This window comes from Microbulbifer mixtoriginis (SeqCode), assembly GCF_052468275.1.
The window spans coordinates 3306335-3323958 of record NZ_CP174341.1 but is presented as its reverse complement, the minus strand read 5'-3'; the positions used below and the strand labels follow the sequence as shown (position 1 = coordinate 3323958).

The following is a 17624-nucleotide window of genomic DNA, read 5'->3' as shown; positions in this document are numbered from 1 at the left end:
GTGGAGAAGTTTAGAAAGTACATACTTACGGCGAGTATGGTATTCCTGGCAATGTTTGCATTGGTTCTTCAGTTTTGGAAGTATCTCAACAACCCTTGGACTAGAGATGGGAAAGTGCAGGCGGATATTATCCAGGTTACTCCTAGAGTTTCAGGTCAAGTAGTTTCGCTGCCTATTAGAGATAACCAATTTGTCAATGCGGGTGAACTTCTATTTCAAATAGATCCAAGAACCTATGAAGCCGCTTTGGCGGAAGCCAAGGCTCAATACGAGGAGGCCGTCGATATTTATAATGCTCAGAGGGAGAATATTCTGGCTTATGAAGCTAGGATAAGGGAGTCCTCCGCGGCTATAGATTTAGCGCAAAGCAACATCAATGCACTAGATGCAGAGATCACCAAGGCTAGAGCGGAGTATAGGCGTCAGCAAGAACTACTTCCTCAGCGCGCCACTTCAGTGAGATCTCTTCAGGCCGCACAAGCTGAGTTTGAGTCGTCAGTGGAGTATCGGGCTGGTGCAGAGGCAACACTCGTTAAATCCTTAGCTGCTTTAGAGCAATCTCAGGCTGAATTGGCACAGGTCCGTGCGCAACTCGGTGCACTTGGGGCTGATAATCCTGGTGTGCGCGCAGCTCTGGCTTTAGTACGTCAGGCTGAACTTAATCTGGAATATACAACGGTGACGGCGCCTGTATCCGGATATGTTACAAATCTGGATTTTCGCTTCGGTGATCAAGCTGTAGCAAATCAGCCCGCACTATCAATAGTGGATATTAGTACTTATCGAGTAGAAGGTTATTTTCGTGAAACCTTTATACGCAGAATTGCTCCAGGGGATAAGGCAATAGTGACATTAATGGCATACCCACATAGGCCACTCAAAGGGTATGTTGAAAGCATTGGCTGGGGTATTGCACAAACTGATGGAACTGCGGGTAACGACCTTTTACCACGAGTTGATCCAACTTTTGAGTGGATTCGTCTCGCTCAGAGAATTCCGGTGAGAGTTCATTTGACGGAAAGGCCTGAGTCTGTCGAACTTCGTGTTGGTTTTACCAGTTCAGTGCTCATATTGAGCAATACTGCGAGCGCCGACCAAGATGATACGGCGCAAAATCCTTAACCTGTTTAGGTTTGAATATCTACGCAAGTCCTTAGCTCTTGGTGCTTTTTCTGTATTTGTTGGTAACGGTTGCATGCTGGGCCCAAATTATATACCGCCCCCTGTTACAGTTGAAGACACCTGGATTTATCAAAACAGTAAACGGGTAGATATCCTTGAAACGGTGAATCCTTACTGGTGGCAGTCTGCCTTCGCCGATCCTGTTCTGGATGATTTGGTCGAGCAGGCAATAGAAAATAACTTGGAATTGCGATCTGCCGCATTAAGAGCACTGCAAGCGCAGCAGCTCCTCGCTATTGCAATAGGGAATCAATATCCACAGATACAGCAAATTGAGGGGCTCGTAGATCGCTCCAAATATGTTCGCTCCGGTATAACCGGAAACTATCAGAGTGAGTACTACCTTAATTTCAATTTAACCTGGGAGTTGGATATGTGGGGGCAGTTGAGGCGATTGGTTAATTCCGCCGCAGCTGACTTTGAGGCCAGTATGGCTGAATATGATGGACTGCTTGTCTCAATCATTGCACAGGTAGCGCAAACATATATCAATATTCGCACTGTAAAACGCCGTATTCAGGTGGCACAGGAAAATATTCGTATTCAGACTGAGGGACTGAGAATCGCTGAAGTAAAATTCCATGCAGGAGAGGTCAGTGCGTTGGATGCCGAACAGGCCCAAACCTTATTAAGTAACACTCAGGCAGCTGTCCCTGCATTGGAAGCAATGCTACAGCAGTTCAAAAATACCCTTTCGATATTACTGGGTATGCCCCCTCATAGCCTTAATGACCTCCTTTCTGTACCTCCAACGGTGCCCCATGTACCCTCGATTATAACGATAGGCATGCCGCAGGATCTTTTGCGTCAGCGCCCTGATATTCGCCAGGCTGAGCGGCTTCTCGCAGCACAGGGGGAGCTGATTGGTGTTGCTCGAGCGGAGCTATACCCAAACTTTTCAATAGGTGGGCTAATAGGAGCAATTGATATCAGAGGGGGGCAGTTAAATGGCAGAAGTGATGCTTGGGATTTATTCGTTGAGTTTGATTGGAATGTGTTTAATTATGGCCGGTTGCGCAACAATGTGCGCTTGCAGGATGCGACCTTCCAGCAGCTGGTATCAGACTACCAGCAAGTGGTCTTACAGGCGCAGGTTGATGTTGAGAATGCAATAGTTGCATATCTCAAATCCCAGGAACAACAGTACTTTTATAATATCGCAGCTATGGCTTCTGAAGAGGCCGTCAATCTCTCCATGACGCAATATGTCGACGGAGCGATACAGTTCAACACTGTTATCACCACGATGGTTTCAAATTTTACCCAGCAGGATCTCTTGGTGATTGCCCAAGGTGCAGTAGCAGCGAATCTAGTTCAGGTTTATCTTTCTCTTGGGGGCGGCTGGCAGATTCAAGATGGGCTGACACCATTGGAGTTATTACCCGAAGAGACAATAGAGGATATGCTTCGCAGGACTCACTATTGGGATAAGATCTTGGAATAAGGTCTCTTTGCACTTGCCTGGCCCGCACCAATCCGTTAACCAGTATCTTCAGGATGATCAGCATACCATCAGCCGTTTAGAGACATTTGGCGCAAAAAGAGTAAAGAGAATTAGCAATCGATATTGACCTAAACCAAGGTTCAGGTATTAGACTGCTGCTATTGTTGATTGGCCATGAGGATTGAAGTCAAATGACACCAAGCACCCATAACATCAATTTATCAAAATACTTAGCACGTATTGGTTACCGCAATAAGCTAGCCCTGGATTTGAAAACCTTAAGGGATATTCTTACGCAACATATTCGTACTCTGCCATTTGAGAATGTAACGTCCTTTCTTGGGAGTCCCGTGAATATTGAGATGGCCGCTATTGAACAAAAGCTTGTGAACCAAAAGCGTGGTGGTTATTGCTTTGAGCAAAATGCTTTGTTACGGGCTGGGTTACAGCAGATAGGCTTTGCAGTTACAGGACTTGCCGCTCGGGTTCTTTGGCAAACACCACCGGGCCATCAGCCGGCTCAGTCTCATATGATCTTACTTGTAAAAGTAGGGCAGGTACCGTATTTGGTGGATGCGGGCTTTGGCAGCAATACACTGACTGCACCTCTGCGCTTAGATGTTTCAGGTCCTCAGAGTACGCCCCACGGTACTTATCGCCTAACTCAATCGGGTGAGGACTATCTATTAGAAGTGAAGGTCCATGATGCCTGGCATTCAATGTACAGCTTTGATTTACGGCCACGTACAGCGGGCGACTATAAAATCGCCAATTGGTTTTGTAGTACTCACCCTGAGTCCCGTTTTGTAGAGCACCTGATTGCTACTCGTGCTTTCCCCGAAGGGCGTCATGCTTTACTGGATCGCCAATTGAGTTATCAGCCGATAACTGGAGCAAAGACAGTCATCATGCTGGCGAATGTTGAAGAGTTACGCAAAACGCTATTAAGCATTTTTGGGATCGAGGTGCCCGAGGATATATCTTCCTTTGAGAGGTTAGCTGGCCTCTTTGAGAACGGCTCATCTCAAAAGGTTGCAGAGCATGCTGCTGTGAACACTGATCGGGTCGCATCATGATTAAAGCAGGAGTTGTTTATCACTCCGTTTGCGGCAGTACAAGGACATTGGCAGAAGCCACTGCGGATGGAATTAATAGTATCCCTGGATGTGAAGGAGTTACATTTGCTGTTGAAGCCAAGCATATTCAGCACGGGCGCTATGAGAATCCTGACTTGATGCATCGTCTGGATCAGTGTGATGGAATTGTGCTGGGCTCGCCAACTTTTATGGGGTCGGTTTCAGCCCAGTTTAAGGCTTTTATGGATGCGGCCAGTGAACGTTACAGTAGTCGCGGCTGGGTTGATAAGCTATCTGCAGGTTTTACTATCGGCAGTAATTTCAGTGGGGATCAGCTTAATACTCTAACTACTTTGCAAATATTTGCCGCGCAGATGGGGATGTTGTGGGTGCCTAATGACATTTTACCAAATCTGGATGTACAGGGGCGAAATAGAAGTGGTTGTCAGTCCGGTCTTGTGGCCGTTGTTAATACTGAAGGGGCTGTGCATGAGCTTGATCGACTTACGGCTTTATATTTGGGGGAGCGAATAGGGCGTCTATTAAAGCGCTTTAGTCCTTGCGGCAGTATCTAATATCCAACAAATAAATTTTGATACAACTTTAGGGAAAGTGGCGTAGCCCCAGAGGAATAGCCTCGATGTTCTTTAATTGAAAGGGCTGAGGCTATTTTGCGTTATCTTTAAAAGAAAAATCTGCTAATGAGGCCGAGACAGATAACTAGATCTATCAACTGGAAGGCTGATCGGTAACTTAGGAATTTTCACAGCTCGTGGGCAAGGGATTAAGGTTTTTAGTTTTTATTTCTGTTAAATCAAATTGTTGAAGGGATTCTAGCTTAGGCCCAGGGACTATTTGCATAATACGACCTAATATAAGCCCTGAAGTAAGCACCACTTCTGTAGCTAACTTGTGCGCTGATTTTGATATATGGACTTGAATGATTAAAAGAGTCAGGACGGAGTTGCTGAGTCCAACGCCTCAGTGATTAAACTATAACTCCTTGTTGGTAATATGTAGGCATGGCTAAAGTGGTCGCAAAGACCAATAATGAGACGTCCAGTGATTATTCAGAACAAGATCATTGTATTGTTGATAGCCCCTTCCCATATATTTTTTACCAAAAAATCTACTTGAATTTGTATATTCTAAAAATCGAAGTGTGTAAGAATACAGTCTTAGAGATAAATATAAAAAATCAGAGCCGCCCAATACTGTGTAGAATTCCTGCAAATTCTAAACTTGCTTGCAAGTGGTAACAGATACTCCTTTGACTCATTTGAAATTTTTGGCTTGCTGTCGGTATGGAGTCCTATTTCGGTATTGGGCTAGAGAAGGGTAAGCAAAACTGAGAGTGCAGCGCTGGTTGAAAAACCGTACAGCTACGCCCTAGGTAGATACCTTTTCTTTCCTTCCACACTTACTACTATTCTGTGCCCATCAGCCATCAGCCATCAGCCATCAGCCATCAGCCATCAGCCATCAGCCATCAGCCATCAGCCATCAGCCATCAGCCATCAGCCATCAGCCATCAGCCATCAGCCATTAGCCATTAGCCAATAACCTCTGGCTCCATTGATTGTGATCTCGAATAACGGGTTCCATATTTATTGAAGTAATCTCTCCATTGCTCACAATTTGTCGACCGTGAATTACTACAGTTTTTGCTGATTGGGGGGCGCAGAAGACTATCGCGGCAACTGGATCTGAAAGAGCCCCGGCATATTGAATAGTGTTGAGTTCTAGAGAAAAGAAATCAGCACAACGTCCAACTTCCAATGCTCCGATATCAGTACGATTAAGAACGCTGGCACCACCGATAGTGGCAAGCTCTAAAGCTTCCCTGGCTGTCATCCATTCCGGCGAGCGTAGAGGGTGGGACTGAGGAAGTTGGGCGTAGCGATGTGGCCCCTCCGGTGGGCGAAGGCCCATGCGCAACCTTGAGAGCAACATTGCCTGGCGGGTTTCCAAGAGCATATTGGAGGCGTCATTGCTGGCTGACCCATCCACACCAAGTCCCACTTTAATTCCAGCTGCAATATAGTCTTTAACGGGAGCTATCCCTGATGCAAGGCGCATATTAGAGCTTGGACAGTGAGCGATGCCACACCCGGTACGAGCAAAAGTATTTATTTCTTGTGTATCGATGTGTATTGCGTGAGCAAACCAAACATCGGGCCCCAACCACTCGCTTTCTCCCATCCACTCCAGAGGGCGCTTGCCAAATCGTTCTAAAGTGTGGCGCTCTTCATCAAATGTTTCGCAAATATGCGTGTGTAGCATAACGCCTTTATCACGGGCCAGCAGGGCAGTTTCTTTGAGCAGATTTTCTGAAACAGTAAATGGAGAGCAGGGGGCCAGAACAATTCGAGTCAGGGCTCCATAGCTTGCATCGTGATAGCGATCAATGACCCGGATACTGTCTTGGAGAATAAAATCTTCATCTTCGACACTTTCATCTGGGGGTAAGCCCCCTTGTGATCTGCCCAAAGACATGGAACCGCGGCTTGCATGGAACCTCACCCCTAAGTCCTTTGCTGCTTCAATATGAAAGTCCACTTTGTTGCCACTTTTAAATAAATAAGAATGGTCAAAAACCGTGGTGCAACCAGAGAGAATAAGCTCAGCCAAACCAATCAAAGCACTTGTGCGGGAGGCTTCTGGATTTATCCGACTCCAGATAGGGTAGTGAAGCTGAAGCCAAGCGAATAAATTTTTGTTCTGGGTCGCTGGCAGGTTGCGGGTGAGTGTCTGGTTTAGATGGTGGTGAGTGTTCACCAGTCCTGGTAGGACTATCTGCCCGCTAGCGTCAATAATGGTGTCAGCGCTCATGGGCAGTTTATCTGTGGGGCCTACAGCCGTGATAATGCCTTCTTCGGCAAAAATACCGCCATTGGGAATCTCACGTCTTTCTGAGTCCATGGTTACCAGTACTTCAGCGCTCTTAAGCAGTAGTGTCTTGGGCATATGATCTGAGCACTCACTTATAGGGTTTCCTGGCATTCTGATATTAGCCTGGGCAGTCTTTCGCAGGGCGAGAGTTTTGACCCGAGTAATAAGTAGCTGGTACTCCTGCGGTTACTTCAAGTTGCGATACGGAATCCAGTTCAGAGCACTAAAAGAATGCACTTACAAAGCCGTTATCATTTGTTTTTATTTTTCCGCTAGCTACATCGACGAAAATGTTAGTCAGAAAGAGGAGCGGGAGTAGTCTCGGGAGACCTGAAAATTAGTCGCGGACATTTCATCTTTAACGAGCAGACGGAAATGAAGGCGTCGGTATGCGTAAACATACCAGCGCCTTCATTACAGCCTAGTGCAGCTGACGAATCATTTTAATATGAGGGATATTAGCCTCGTAAAAGGTTTCTCCCTCTGGGATAAAGCCACTCCGAATGTAGAAGCCTTCAGCATGCTGTTGTGCATGTAGATATACACTGCGAAAGCCCTGTAGTTTGGCAAAGTCACAAATCGCCTTGAGTAACTGGGCCCCCAGACCTTTGCCTCGGGCGGATGGCATGATCGCCATCCGCCCAACTTTACCACTTTTGCTGAGCCGCCCGGTTCCAACGGCAATATCACCATTAAAAACTAGGAAGTGTTGTGAAGATTCTTCCTGGTTATCCCACTCCAAGTCGGCAGGAACTTTCTGTTCCTGGACGAACACAGCTTCGCGGATAGTGCGAATGCTTTCTTGTTCTTTTTGCCAGTCAGCGGGGCGCACCAGAGCGGCCATATCAGAAATCCTCAGGGGGATAAATTAGTGTGCCTTGGGCTACCAATTGGTCAATTAAACCATCAGGGTTGGCAATTTCTGGAAAGGTTTCAATGTCGCTCCAGGAAATTTCGTGGGACTCGGCAAATTGTTGAGCAAAGGTGAGTGGTGCGGTCAGGGCTTCACCGTCGACAAATAACGTAGCCGGCGCCCTGGAAAAGGCGACTCGAGATGCGGGGTTTAGCACTAATGGCATCCCCTTTGTCATTTGCTCACGCCAGTCAGCGGCCTCATCCGCGTCTAGTGCGACGGTATCAGGGTATTTTGCTTCAGTCATCACTGCGCCAAACCACTGAGTGACCTTCTCTGGCTGCCTAAGCCATTCGGCCAGTTGTTGTTGTAAGCGAGCTACGGACTCGGGGTCAACTTCCGCTGGGGATTTTGTCGGTTCCATGCCGGCATCGGTATAACGCAGGCTATCCTTCAGTCCCATTGCCACTTCGGCCGCGAGATCTTCCAATATGGCTGAGGCAGAAGGTGCTCGGAAGCCAATGGAGATCGTGGTGCAGCCGCCCTCGGCGATACCCCAGTGACTGTATTGTGGCGGGAGGTAAAGCATGTCGCCAGGCTCCAGTACCCAGCTATTCTCAGCATTAAATTCTTTCAGGATATTGAGGGGCGTGCCTTCTAGGCGGGGATTGGTCTCATCCACTTTCGCTCCCTGCTGCCACAGGCGTTTGCCCTCGGCCTGGAGCAGAAAGACATCGTAGTGGTCATAGTGCGGTCCGACACTCCCCTGATCCGCCGCGTAACTAATCATCACATCATCCAGGCGCCAGTCTGGGATAAAGCGAAAATACTCTTTTAATTCAGCCACTTCGGAAAGCCATTGATCTACGGCTTGTACAAGTAGAGTCCAGTGCGTGCGGGGTAGGGATAGAAAGTCTTCCTCAGTGAAAGGGCCGTTGCGTAGCTCCCAGGGACCGCTCTCGCCATTTTCAAGCACCAGGCGAGATTCAATCGTCTCCTCCAGAGCCATTCCGGCAAGCTCTTCTCCTGATATGGGCGATTCGAAGTTGGGGAAAGCATTGCGGATCAGCAAGGGTTTTTGCTGCCAATAATCGCGCATAAAAACTTCAATTGGCATATCGCCGAGATGGGTAAGGGGGCTTGCCACGGTAACTCTCACTGTTTGTTGGGCTGGGGAAATGTTCTCTAGTCTGCCACTAATAGGTGTAACTCAGCTCGAGGTTAAAGCTCTGCAGAGTAGAGCGGCAGTAAAGAAGTTTGAATAAATTTCCGGCCACTGCGGTGTGGCCGGAAGCGGTGCTCACTTAGATTTTGCGAGCTTGCTCGACGGCGTTACCGATGTAGGATGCAGGAGTCATTTCCAGCAGTGCGCTTTTGGCTTCCGCAGGAATTTCCAGATTCTCGATAAACACTTTCAAGGTTTCGCGGGTGATGCCCTGGCCGCGGGTAAGGGCCTTCAGTTTCTCGTAAGGCTCTTCGATGTTGTAGCGGCGCATCACAGTCTGGATCGGCTCTGCCAGAACTTCCCAGGAGCTGTCCAGGTCTTCTGCCAGGCGTTCACGGTTGATTTCCAGCTTGCCCAGCCCCTTCATGGTGGCGGCATAAGCGATGGCAGAGTAACCGGCGCCCACACCCATGTTGCGCAGTACGGTGGAATCGGTCAGATCGCGCTGCCAGCGGGAGACTGGTAACTTCGCGGCCAGGTGCTGGAATACAGCGTTGGCCAGGCCCAGGTTTCCTTCGGAGTTTTCGAAATCGATAGGATTGACCTTGTGCGGCATAGTGGAGGAGCCCACTTCTCCGGCAACGACTTTCTGTTTGAAGTAACCGAGGGAAATATAGCCCCAGATGTCGCGGTCAAAGTCGATCAGGATGGTGTTAAAGCGCGCAATAGCATCGAACAGTTCGGCAATATAGTCGTGTGGTTCGATCTGGGTGGTGTAGGGGTTCCAGGTCAGGCCGAGCGAGGAAATAAATTCTTCCGCATTCTTTTCCCAGTCGATATTTGGGTAGGCGGACAGGTGGGCATTGTAGTTGCCTACAGCACCGTTGATTTTACCCAGCAAGGGGACAGCCCCTACCTGGGCTACCTGGCGGCGAAGGCGCGCAACCACGTTGGCGAGTTCCTTGCCCACGGTCGTAGGACTGGCAGTTTGGCCGTGGGTGCGAGACAGCATGGGCACGTCGGCGAAATCCTGGGCTAGCTGGGCGATCTTTTCTACCAGGCTATTCATTGCGGGCAACATAACGTTGTCGCGACCAGCGCGTAGCATCAGAGCGTGGGACAGGTTGTTGATGTCTTCAGATGTGCAAGCGAAGTGCACGAACTCGCTTACTTTTTCCAGCTGGGCATTGCCGCTGATTTTTTCTTTGAGGAAGTATTCAACCGCTTTCACGTCGTGGTTGGTGGTGCGCTCAATTTCTTTGATACGCCCGGCATCTTCCAGGGAAAAGTTGGCCACAATGCTATCGAGCAACTGGTTAGCAGCTTCATCGAACTGCTCTACCTCAGTGATTTCTGAGTGCGCGGAGAGTTTCTGAAGCCAGCGCACTTCCACTTCAACACGGGCGCGAATCAGGCCGTATTCACTAAAAATTTCGCGTAGGGGGGCAGTCTTGCTCTCGTAGCGACCATCAATAGGGGATACCGCTGTGAGTGCGGAAAGCTCAACTGTCATAGTAAATCTCCGGGATTAGTTTTTTATAGATTCGATCTGTGCGATTAGCTCGTCGGTCGCACGCAATAGTTTTTTGCGTTGAAATAGCAGATGCAGGCGCCTTCCGCCCAATTGTCGCCACAGCGTGGCTGAACGGATACCGGCAAACAGCATTGAGCGGATTTGGTTAGCGACGCGCTGTTGCTGCAGGAAATTAAAATCTCCCAGCACCTGGATACGAAAGCGGAAAGTGCCGAGGGTATCGCTATAAATACTGGCGAGATTGGAAAATACATTCTCGTGGGTGGGGGCGAAGTGTTCCGCCTGAGTCTTGGCTTTTTCGAGGCGGCTGCCAATGATGGAGAGCAACTCTCCTTTCTTACTCAATTGCCTCTGCAGATAAAGCACAGACAGTGCATAGCGCAGGCAGTCTGTGTATTCAGGGTGTTGCCGCGATTGCAGTAACTGCCGTGAGACCTGCAAGCCGGGCAGCAGCTTCTCTGCGCCGGCGAACACATCTTCGGTGCGATCTGGGTTGAGCTGGAAAAGGCTGTATACCCCGGTTTCCAGTTGGGCCTGGGGAGCGGTGCCTGTTTTGGCCAAGCGCTCCACTAAAGTTGCGGATTGAAATATTCCGGCCAATGCCAGAGCCTGATCCCGCCAGTTATTCAAGGTTACTCCTTAGTGTTTCTTGTATTTTTCCGGTACGGCAGTGCCGATACCTGTAGCCTGTTCGATAACTGCGCCGCCGAGGCATATTTCGCCATCGTACAGGACCAGGGATTGTCCAGGGGTAATTGCCCGCTGTGGCTCGTCAAATTCCACAGTCAGGTTACCACCCTTTTGCACCCGTATTGTGCAGTCCTGGTCTGGCTGTCGGTAGCGGGTCTTCGCTTGACAGCGGAAAGACTCACCCGGTGCGGCGCCATTGATCCAATGTGTTTGGGCTGCCACCAGACCCGTGGCGTAAAGCAGGGGGTGATGTGCCCCCTGGGCAACAATCAATACGTTGCGCTCTAGGTTCTTTCCGACTACGTACCAGGGTTCTTCGCCCGCGCCTTTTACCCCTCCGATACCAAGACCCTGCCTCTGTCCTATGGTGTGGTACATCAGGCCGGCGTGGCGCCCCATAATTTCACCTTCTGGAGTTTCCATGTCGCCCGGCTGGGCGGGCAGATACTGCTCCAGAAAGTCCTTGAAGCGGCGTTCGCCAATAAAGCAGATCCCCGTACTGTCTTTTTTATTGTGGGTGATAAAGCCGTTTTCCTCAGCGATACGCCGTACCTCAGGTTTTTCCAACTCGCCCAGTGGAAATAGAGAGCGAGCAAACTCACCCTCGCCGACAGCGTGGAGGAAGTAGCTTTGATCCTTGTTGCCATCCAAGCCCTTGAGCAAATAGGTGCGACCTTCTATATCGCGTCGGCGGGTGTAATGTCCGGTGGCAATGGCATCAGCTCCCAGAACTTCGGCATATTCCAGGAAAACTTTAAACTTGATCTCCCGATTGCACAGAATGTCCGGGTTAGGCGTGCGTCCGGCCTTGTATTCTGCCAGGAAGTATTCGAAGACATGGTCCCAATACTCGGCAGCAAAATTGGCGGTATGCAGCTTGATGCCCAGTTTTTCACATATCGCCTGGGCATCGGCCAAGTCTGCTTTCGCGGTGCAGTACTCAGTGCCGTCATCTTCGTCCCAATTCTTCATAAACAAGCCCTCCACCTGGTAGCCCTGCTGCATGAGCAGAAGTGCGGCTACAGAGGAATCCACACCGCCGGACATACCGACGATGACGCGTTTGGGCTGTTTGTTGTGCGTGGAATCAGGCATAAGAAGGACAGTCACTACTTCACTGGGATGGAAAGGGGGCGAATTTTACCTGTGAATCGGGCTTCTGACCAAGGCCGCTTTTATCTTGGGTTATTACTTATTGTCTCCGGCGAGGACGATTGCGCTTCTGAGGTGGCTTCGACTTGCCTTTGGGCCTTGGCTTAGGCGCAGAGAAAACCTCCTCCGAGCGGTGCTGCCCCGGCTGCAGAGTGCCGAGATTCCAATTGCCGATAGCCATTCGAACCAAGCGCAGGGTAGGGAAGCCAACCGCTGCGGTCATACGTCGCACCTGACGGTTTCTACCCTCGTGAATGATAAGTTCTACCCAGCTGGTGGGAATGGACTTGCGCTCTCGGATTGGGGGATTGCGCGGCCACAGGTCGACTTCGGAGAGTCTGCGGGCCTTAGCGGGCGCTGTGCGTCCATCCTTCAAATCTACGCCTTTGCGCAGAAACATCAGGGCGTCATCTGAAATGTCCCCCTCTACCTGAGCCCAGTAAGTCTTCGCCATCTTTCTCTTCGGGTGGCTGATTTGATGTTGTAGCGCTCCATCATCTGTGAGTAGTAGAAGTCCCTCTGAGTCATAGTCGAGCCGACCCGCGGCATAGAAGCCCTTGTGCGGGATATAGTCTGCCAGCGTGGCGCGACCCTGGGGGTCCGTGAATTGGCTTAACACGCCAAAAGGTTTGTTTAGGAGAATAATCTTGGGCATAAGAAAAATTGAGTATTGTAATCCAACTACAAAAATTAGCCGATGCTGCTATAATCCCGCCGATTTTTATCCCCGCCCAATGGTCCCGGGGGAGCGGTGCAAGCAACGCTGGACCTAAAAAGTCATAGAATTTTGGGAGTTTACGCAATATGGGTCACATCCAAGTGCCGGCAGACGGCGAAAAAGTTACAGTCAATTCCGACGGTTCGCTGAATGTTCCGAATCGCCCGGTAATTCCGTTCATCGAGGGTGACGGCATCGGTGTGGACATCACTCCGGTAATGCGCAAAGTAATCGACGCTGCGGTAGAGAAAGCTTTCAGCGGCGATAAGAAAATCGAGTGGATGGAAATCTACTGTGGTGAGAAAGCCGCAGAGACTTACGCTGGCGACTGGTTCCCAGCTGAAACTCTGGAAGCGATCAAAGATTACGTTGTCAGCATTAAAGGCCCTCTGACCACACCAGTGGGCGGCGGTTTCCGTTCCCTGAACGTTGCCCTGCGTCAGGAGCTTGACCTGTATGTATGTCAGCGTCCCGTTCGCTGGTTCAGCGGTGTACCTTCTCCGGTTAAAGAGCCGAACAAGGTAGACATGGTTATCTTCCGTGAAAACTCTGAAGATATCTACGCTGGTATCGAGTGGAAAGCTGATACCGACGAAGCCAAGAAAGTTATCAAGTTCCTGCAGGACGAGATGGGTGTTAAGAAAATCCGTTTCCCTGAGAACTGTGGTATCGGTGTTAAGCCGGTTTCTGCAGAGGGTACCAAGCGTCTCGTGCGCAAGGCTATTCAGTACGCTGTGGACCAGGATCGCGATTCCGTAACCCTGGTACACAAAGGCAACATCATGAAGTTCACCGAAGGTGCCTTCGCCGATTGGGGTTACGAGCTGGCTCGCGACGAGTTTGGCGCTCAGCCGCTGGACGGCGGCCCCTGGCACAGCTTCAAGAACCCGAAGACTGGCAAGGAAATCGTTGTTAAGGACGTAATTGCTGACGCTATGCTGCAGCAGATCCTGCTGCGTCCGGCTGAGTACGACGTAATTGCTACCTTGAACCTAAACGGTGACTACCTGTCTGACGCACTGGCTGCACAGGTTGGTGGTATCGGTATCGCTCCGGGCGCAAACCTGTCCGACGACGTTGCCCTGTTCGAAGCAACCCACGGTACTGCACCTAAGTACGCTGGCCAGGACAAGGTTAACCCGGGCTCTCTGATTCTTTCCGCTGAGATGATGCTGCGTCACCTGGGCTGGAACGAAGCTGCTGACCTGGTAATCAAGGGTATGGAAGGTGCTATCGAAGCCAAAACCGTAACCTACGATTTCGAGCGTCTGATGGACGGTGCTGAGCTGAAGTCCTGTTCTGCGTTTGGTGACGAAGTGATCAAGCACATGGCCTAATTGGCTGATTTGGGGCTAGGTTTTTTTAATCAACCTGGCCCTAGCTGGAAAAAGCCCTTTGCTTTGCAGCAAGGGGCTTTTTTGTTGGTGGGGGCAGCTTGTGCGGGCTTGCAGGGTTAGTCGAGCATCTCTGCCTCTTTTTCCCGCTCTGTTTCAGAGTGGTTGGGATCTGCAATAGCGGCCACTTTGGGGCTTTGGGGGCTAGGTGCGGTCTCTGCCGCCACTGCGGTGGAAATATTGGCGGCGTGATAGCCTTTGTCACCTCTGACGATATCAAAGGTGACCTGTTGGCCGGCCTTTAGGGTTCGGTAGCCTTCCATCTGAATAGCGGAATAGTGCGCAAACAGATCCTCCCCTCCTTCATCTGCAAGAATAAACCCATATCCCTTAGCGTTGTTGAACCACTTCACGGTACCAGTAGGCATATCGAACTCCCTCTAATTGCCTGAGTGGCCAGTCGGCCACCTTACAGAGTTTTTATATTTATTTGACCTGCGGATTAATCGGCTGCGATCCTATCTGCGACTAACGGCTGTGAATGAGCAGGCACTACCTCTTGTAGTCAACTGCTATAGGAATGTCAAGAAACCGCGCTTGAGGCTGTGATCTCCCTGTGTCGTTGGTCAAATAAGGTTACAATGGCAGGTCATTGATGGTTGAGCATGCTGCACTATCAAGGCTCGATAGAACACATTGATAATTGTTATGAGTATTTTGCAGGTCATTAAACTAGGCTCCAGTGATTCTGGAGAAGACTATTTCGACGGTGAGGGTTCCGAGGGTGGGCTCGCATTGGAGGAGGCGCCGCCACGGCTCAAGCGCCCGCCTATGTACAAGGTCATCATGTTGAACGATGACTACACCCCCATGGACTTTGTCGTAGAGACTCTGGAGTTGTTTTTTGGGGTTAACCGTGAGCGCGCCACACAGTTGATGTTGCAAGTACACACGCGGGGAAAAGCAGTGTGCGGTGTCTATACTCGGGATATAGCGGAGACAAAGGCCGCTCAGGTTAATCAGTTCGCCCAGGAGAATGAGCATCCACTATTGTGTGAGATTGAGGCGGACGAGAGTAAAGACGATTGATTGAAATTAAAGCTGCTTTAGCACAAGGGTCCCGTCACCTGAAGGGAATCAGCCAGGAGTTAGACGCCGGCAAAGGGTGCACGCCTACCAGCGGAGTCGGCGGGGAACATTGGCGATTAGGGTTTGAGGTTTAAATGCTCAGCAAGGACTTAGAGGTAACGCTCAATCTGGCGTTCAAGGGTGCACGAGCGAAGCGGCACGAATTCATGACTGTGGAGCACCTGTTACTGGCGCTTCTGGATAATGAGTCGGCTGCTGACGTGTTGCATGCCTGCGGGGCCGACCTGAGCGCACTGCGCCGCGAACTATTGGAGTTTGTGGACTCTACCACGCCGTTAATCCCAGAGGCGGACACCGATCGCGAAACTCAACCCACATTGGGTTTCCAGAGGGTGTTGCAGAGGGCTGTTTTCCATGTTCAGTCATCGGGGAAAAAAGAGGTTACCGGTGCTAATGTGCTTGTGGCTATTTTCTGTGAGCAGGAAAGCCAAGCCGTTTATTATCTGAAGCAGCAGAGTGTTGCGCGTATCGATGTCGTCAATTACATCACCCACGGAATTTCCAGGGTCGGTTCCAGCGGCAACAATCACAATCACCACCACGGTTCAGATACCACCCAAGAGCAGGTGGAAGAGGAGATCAGTACAGGCTCTGAGCCTGGAGGTTCTGACCCCCTGGAGAGTTACGCGACCAACCTGAACCAAGAGGCTATCCTGGGGCGAATTGATCCCTTGGTAGGGCGAGGCCCCGAAGTAGAGAGAGTCACCCAGGTTCTTGCGCGGCGTCGCAAAAACAACCCCTTGTTGGTTGGAGAGTCCGGAGTCGGTAAAACCGCAATCGCGGAGGGGTTGGCCCGACGAATAGTGGATGAGGATATCCCTGAGCCACTAAAAGAGAGCACTATTTACTCCCTCGACCTCGGTTCTCTGCTCGCTGGTACCAAGTACCGTGGGGATTTTGAGAAACGTTTTAAAGCGCTGCTGGCAGAGCTGAAGAAGCGCGAGCATGCAGTCCTGTTTATTGATGAAATTCACACCATTATTGGAGCCGGCGCAGCATCCGGCGGCGTTATGGACGCCTCCAACCTGTTGAAACCGCTGCTGTCCAGCGGTCAGCTCCGCTGCATTGGCTCCACCACCTTTACCGAATATCGCGGCATTTTCGAGAAAGATCGTGCGCTTTCCCGTCGTTTTCAAAAGATCGATGTCAGTGAGCCATCGGTAGAGGAGACTGTGCAAATATTACAGGGGCTTCGGAGTTGTTTCGAAGACCATCATAAAGTTCGTTTCACTGACGCCGCCCTCGATGCCGCGGCTCAGCTTTCCAGCCGCCATATCACCGAGCGCTTCCTGCCTGACAAGGCGATAGATGTAATTGATGAGGCCGGAGCTTTCCAGTCGCTGTTGCCGGTTGAAGAGCGCACTGAGGTGATTGGTATCAGTGAAATCGAGTCGGTAATTGCCAAGATGGCCCGTATCCCGGCCAAGAGTGTCTCCGCTTCTGATAAAGAGCAGTTGTCCAAGCTTGATGACAACCTCAAGATGGTGGTATTTGGCCAGGATCGTGCAATTGAGGCGCTCAGTACGGCGATCAAGCTCAGCCGTGCTGGGTTGGGTGCTGAGGAGAAGCCCATAGGATCCTTCCTATTCTCTGGCCCCACAGGCGTTGGTAAGACTGAGCTCTGTCGTCAGCTGGCCAAGGTGATGGGGATTGAGCTAATCCGCTTCGATATGTCTGAGTATATGGAGCGACATACGGTTTCCCGTTTGATCGGTGCGCCACCGGGATATGTGGGTTTTGATCAGGGCGGCTTGCTGACTGATTCTGTGACTAAGCATCCACATAGTGTGGTACTGCTCGATGAGATTGAGAAAGCTCACCCAGAAGTCTTCAACCTGCTTCTCCAGGTGATGGATCACGGAACTCTGACAGATAATAACGGCCGCAAAGCGGACTTCCGCAATGTCATATTAATTATGACCACTAATGCGGGCGCTGAGCTGATGAGTCGTCGGTCTATCGGCTTCTCCAGCCAGGATCACTCCTCCGATGGTATGGAGGAAATCAAAAAGATGTTTACCCCAGAATTCCGCAACCGCCTCGACAGTATTATCCAGTTTGGCTCTCTGCCATTGGATGTGGTTAAAACTGTAGTGGATAAGTTTATTGTCGAGTTGCAAGCGCAGCTAGATGACTCCCGTGTGACTCTGATCGTAGATGATGAGGCTCGCGAGTGGCTGGCTATTCGCGGTTACGATGAAAAAATGGGGGCTCGCCCGATGTCGCGTTTGATAAGAGACAAGCTGCGCAAGCCATTGGCTGAGTCAGTCTTGTTTGGCGAGTTGGCAGAGGAAGGGGGCCGCGTGGTGGTCGTCATAGAGAATGATGAACTCTCCATAAAAACGGCGGTTCCTGCCTAGCTCTACAAAAAAATACATCAAAAAAGCCACCGCAAGGTGGCTTTTTTGTGTCCAGGGCAAGTCACTTTAAGCTCT

15 protein-coding genes are annotated in these 17624 nt (G+C 50.4%); 7 read left to right on the top strand and 8 right to left on the bottom strand.

Features of this window, described 5'->3' with window-relative positions; translation table 11 throughout:
• The 4 genes from ACJJIC_RS14405 to ACJJIC_RS14390 all read left to right on the top strand — a co-directional run bounded on the left by ACJJIC_RS14405 (position 1) and on the right by ACJJIC_RS14390 (position 4277).
• On the top strand, positions 1–1122 hold the full coding sequence (locus ACJJIC_RS14405; protein ID WP_444886338.1) for an HlyD family secretion protein: 1122 nt from the start codon (positions 1–3) through the stop codon (positions 1120–1122).
• The gene (locus tag ACJJIC_RS14400) at positions 1100–2626 is read left to right on the top strand and encodes an efflux transporter outer membrane subunit (protein ID WP_445357256.1); all 1527 of its coding nucleotides are present in this window, start codon (positions 1100–1102) and stop codon (positions 2624–2626) included. The genes ACJJIC_RS14405 and ACJJIC_RS14400 overlap by 23 nt, the downstream gene beginning before the upstream one ends.
• A gap of 191 nt (positions 2627–2817) precedes the next feature.
• The gene (locus ACJJIC_RS14395) at positions 2818–3702 is read left to right on the top strand and encodes an arylamine N-acetyltransferase family protein (RefSeq protein WP_444909487.1); all 885 of its coding nucleotides are present in this window, start codon (positions 2818–2820) and stop codon (positions 3700–3702) included.
• A complete protein-coding gene (locus ACJJIC_RS14390; RefSeq protein WP_444909488.1) occupies positions 3699–4277 on the top strand; it encodes a flavodoxin family protein in 579 nt (192 codons plus the stop codon). The genes ACJJIC_RS14395 and ACJJIC_RS14390 overlap by 4 nt, the downstream gene beginning before the upstream one ends.
• Before the next feature lie 970 nt (positions 4278–5247).
• Here the strand turns inward: ACJJIC_RS14390 and ACJJIC_RS14385 are convergent.
• The 7 genes from ACJJIC_RS14385 to ACJJIC_RS14355 all read right to left on the bottom strand — a co-directional run bounded on the left by ACJJIC_RS14385 (position 5248) and on the right by ACJJIC_RS14355 (position 12643).
• On the bottom strand, positions 5248–6669 hold the full coding sequence (locus ACJJIC_RS14385) for an 8-oxoguanine deaminase (protein WP_444909489.1): 1422 nt from the start codon (positions 6667–6669) through the stop codon (positions 5248–5250).
• Positions 6670–7015: 346 nt separating this feature from the next.
• Positions 7016–7438, bottom strand: a complete 423-nt coding sequence (locus ACJJIC_RS14380; RefSeq protein WP_444909490.1) for a GNAT family N-acetyltransferase — start codon at positions 7436–7438, stop codon at positions 7016–7018.
• Position 7439: 1 nt separating this feature from the next.
• A complete protein-coding gene (locus ACJJIC_RS14375; protein WP_444909491.1) occupies positions 7440–8594 on the bottom strand; it encodes a JmjC domain-containing protein in 1155 nt (384 codons plus the stop codon).
• Between the two features lie 157 nt (positions 8595–8751).
• Positions 8752–10125, bottom strand: coding sequence for an adenylosuccinate lyase (gene purB, locus ACJJIC_RS14370; protein ID WP_252081793.1), 1374 nt, complete (start codon positions 10123–10125; stop codon positions 8752–8754).
• A 15-nt stretch (positions 10126–10140) separates the two neighbouring features.
• Positions 10141–10776, bottom strand: coding sequence for a high frequency lysogenization protein HflD (gene hflD / locus ACJJIC_RS14365; RefSeq protein ID WP_152453442.1), 636 nt, complete (start codon positions 10774–10776; stop codon positions 10141–10143).
• Between the two features lie 9 nt (positions 10777–10785).
• Complete coding sequence (gene mnmA, locus ACJJIC_RS14360) at positions 10786–11931, bottom strand: tRNA 2-thiouridine(34) synthase MnmA (protein ID WP_444909492.1); 1146 nt, start codon at positions 11929–11931, stop codon at positions 10786–10788.
• A gap of 97 nt (positions 11932–12028) precedes the next feature.
• Positions 12029–12643, bottom strand: a complete 615-nt coding sequence (locus ACJJIC_RS14355) for a pseudouridine synthase (RefSeq protein ID WP_444904899.1) — start codon at positions 12641–12643, stop codon at positions 12029–12031.
• A gap of 149 nt (positions 12644–12792) precedes the next feature.
• On the opposite strand from ACJJIC_RS14355, the gene icd reads away from it, so the two are divergent.
• Positions 12793–14043: an NADP-dependent isocitrate dehydrogenase gene (gene icd, locus ACJJIC_RS14350; protein WP_252081790.1), complete on the top strand. Its 1251-nt coding sequence runs from the start codon at positions 12793–12795 to the stop codon at positions 14041–14043.
• A gap of 116 nt (positions 14044–14159) precedes the next feature.
• Here icd and cspD read toward each other — a convergent pair whose 3' ends face one another.
• Complete coding sequence (gene cspD, locus ACJJIC_RS14345) at positions 14160–14468, bottom strand: cold shock domain-containing protein CspD (RefSeq protein WP_286036961.1); 309 nt, start codon at positions 14466–14468, stop codon at positions 14160–14162.
• A 280-nt stretch (positions 14469–14748) separates the two neighbouring features.
• On the opposite strand from cspD, the gene clpS reads away from it, so the two are divergent.
• A complete protein-coding gene (gene clpS / locus ACJJIC_RS14340; protein ID WP_252081789.1) occupies positions 14749–15129 on the top strand; it encodes an ATP-dependent Clp protease adapter ClpS in 381 nt (126 codons plus the stop codon).
• A gap of 134 nt (positions 15130–15263) precedes the next feature.
• The gene (gene clpA / locus ACJJIC_RS14335; RefSeq protein ID WP_444886328.1) at positions 15264–17549 is read left to right on the top strand and encodes an ATP-dependent Clp protease ATP-binding subunit ClpA; all 2286 of its coding nucleotides are present in this window, start codon (positions 15264–15266) and stop codon (positions 17547–17549) included.
• The last annotated feature ends 75 nt before the right edge of the window (positions 17550–17624 follow it).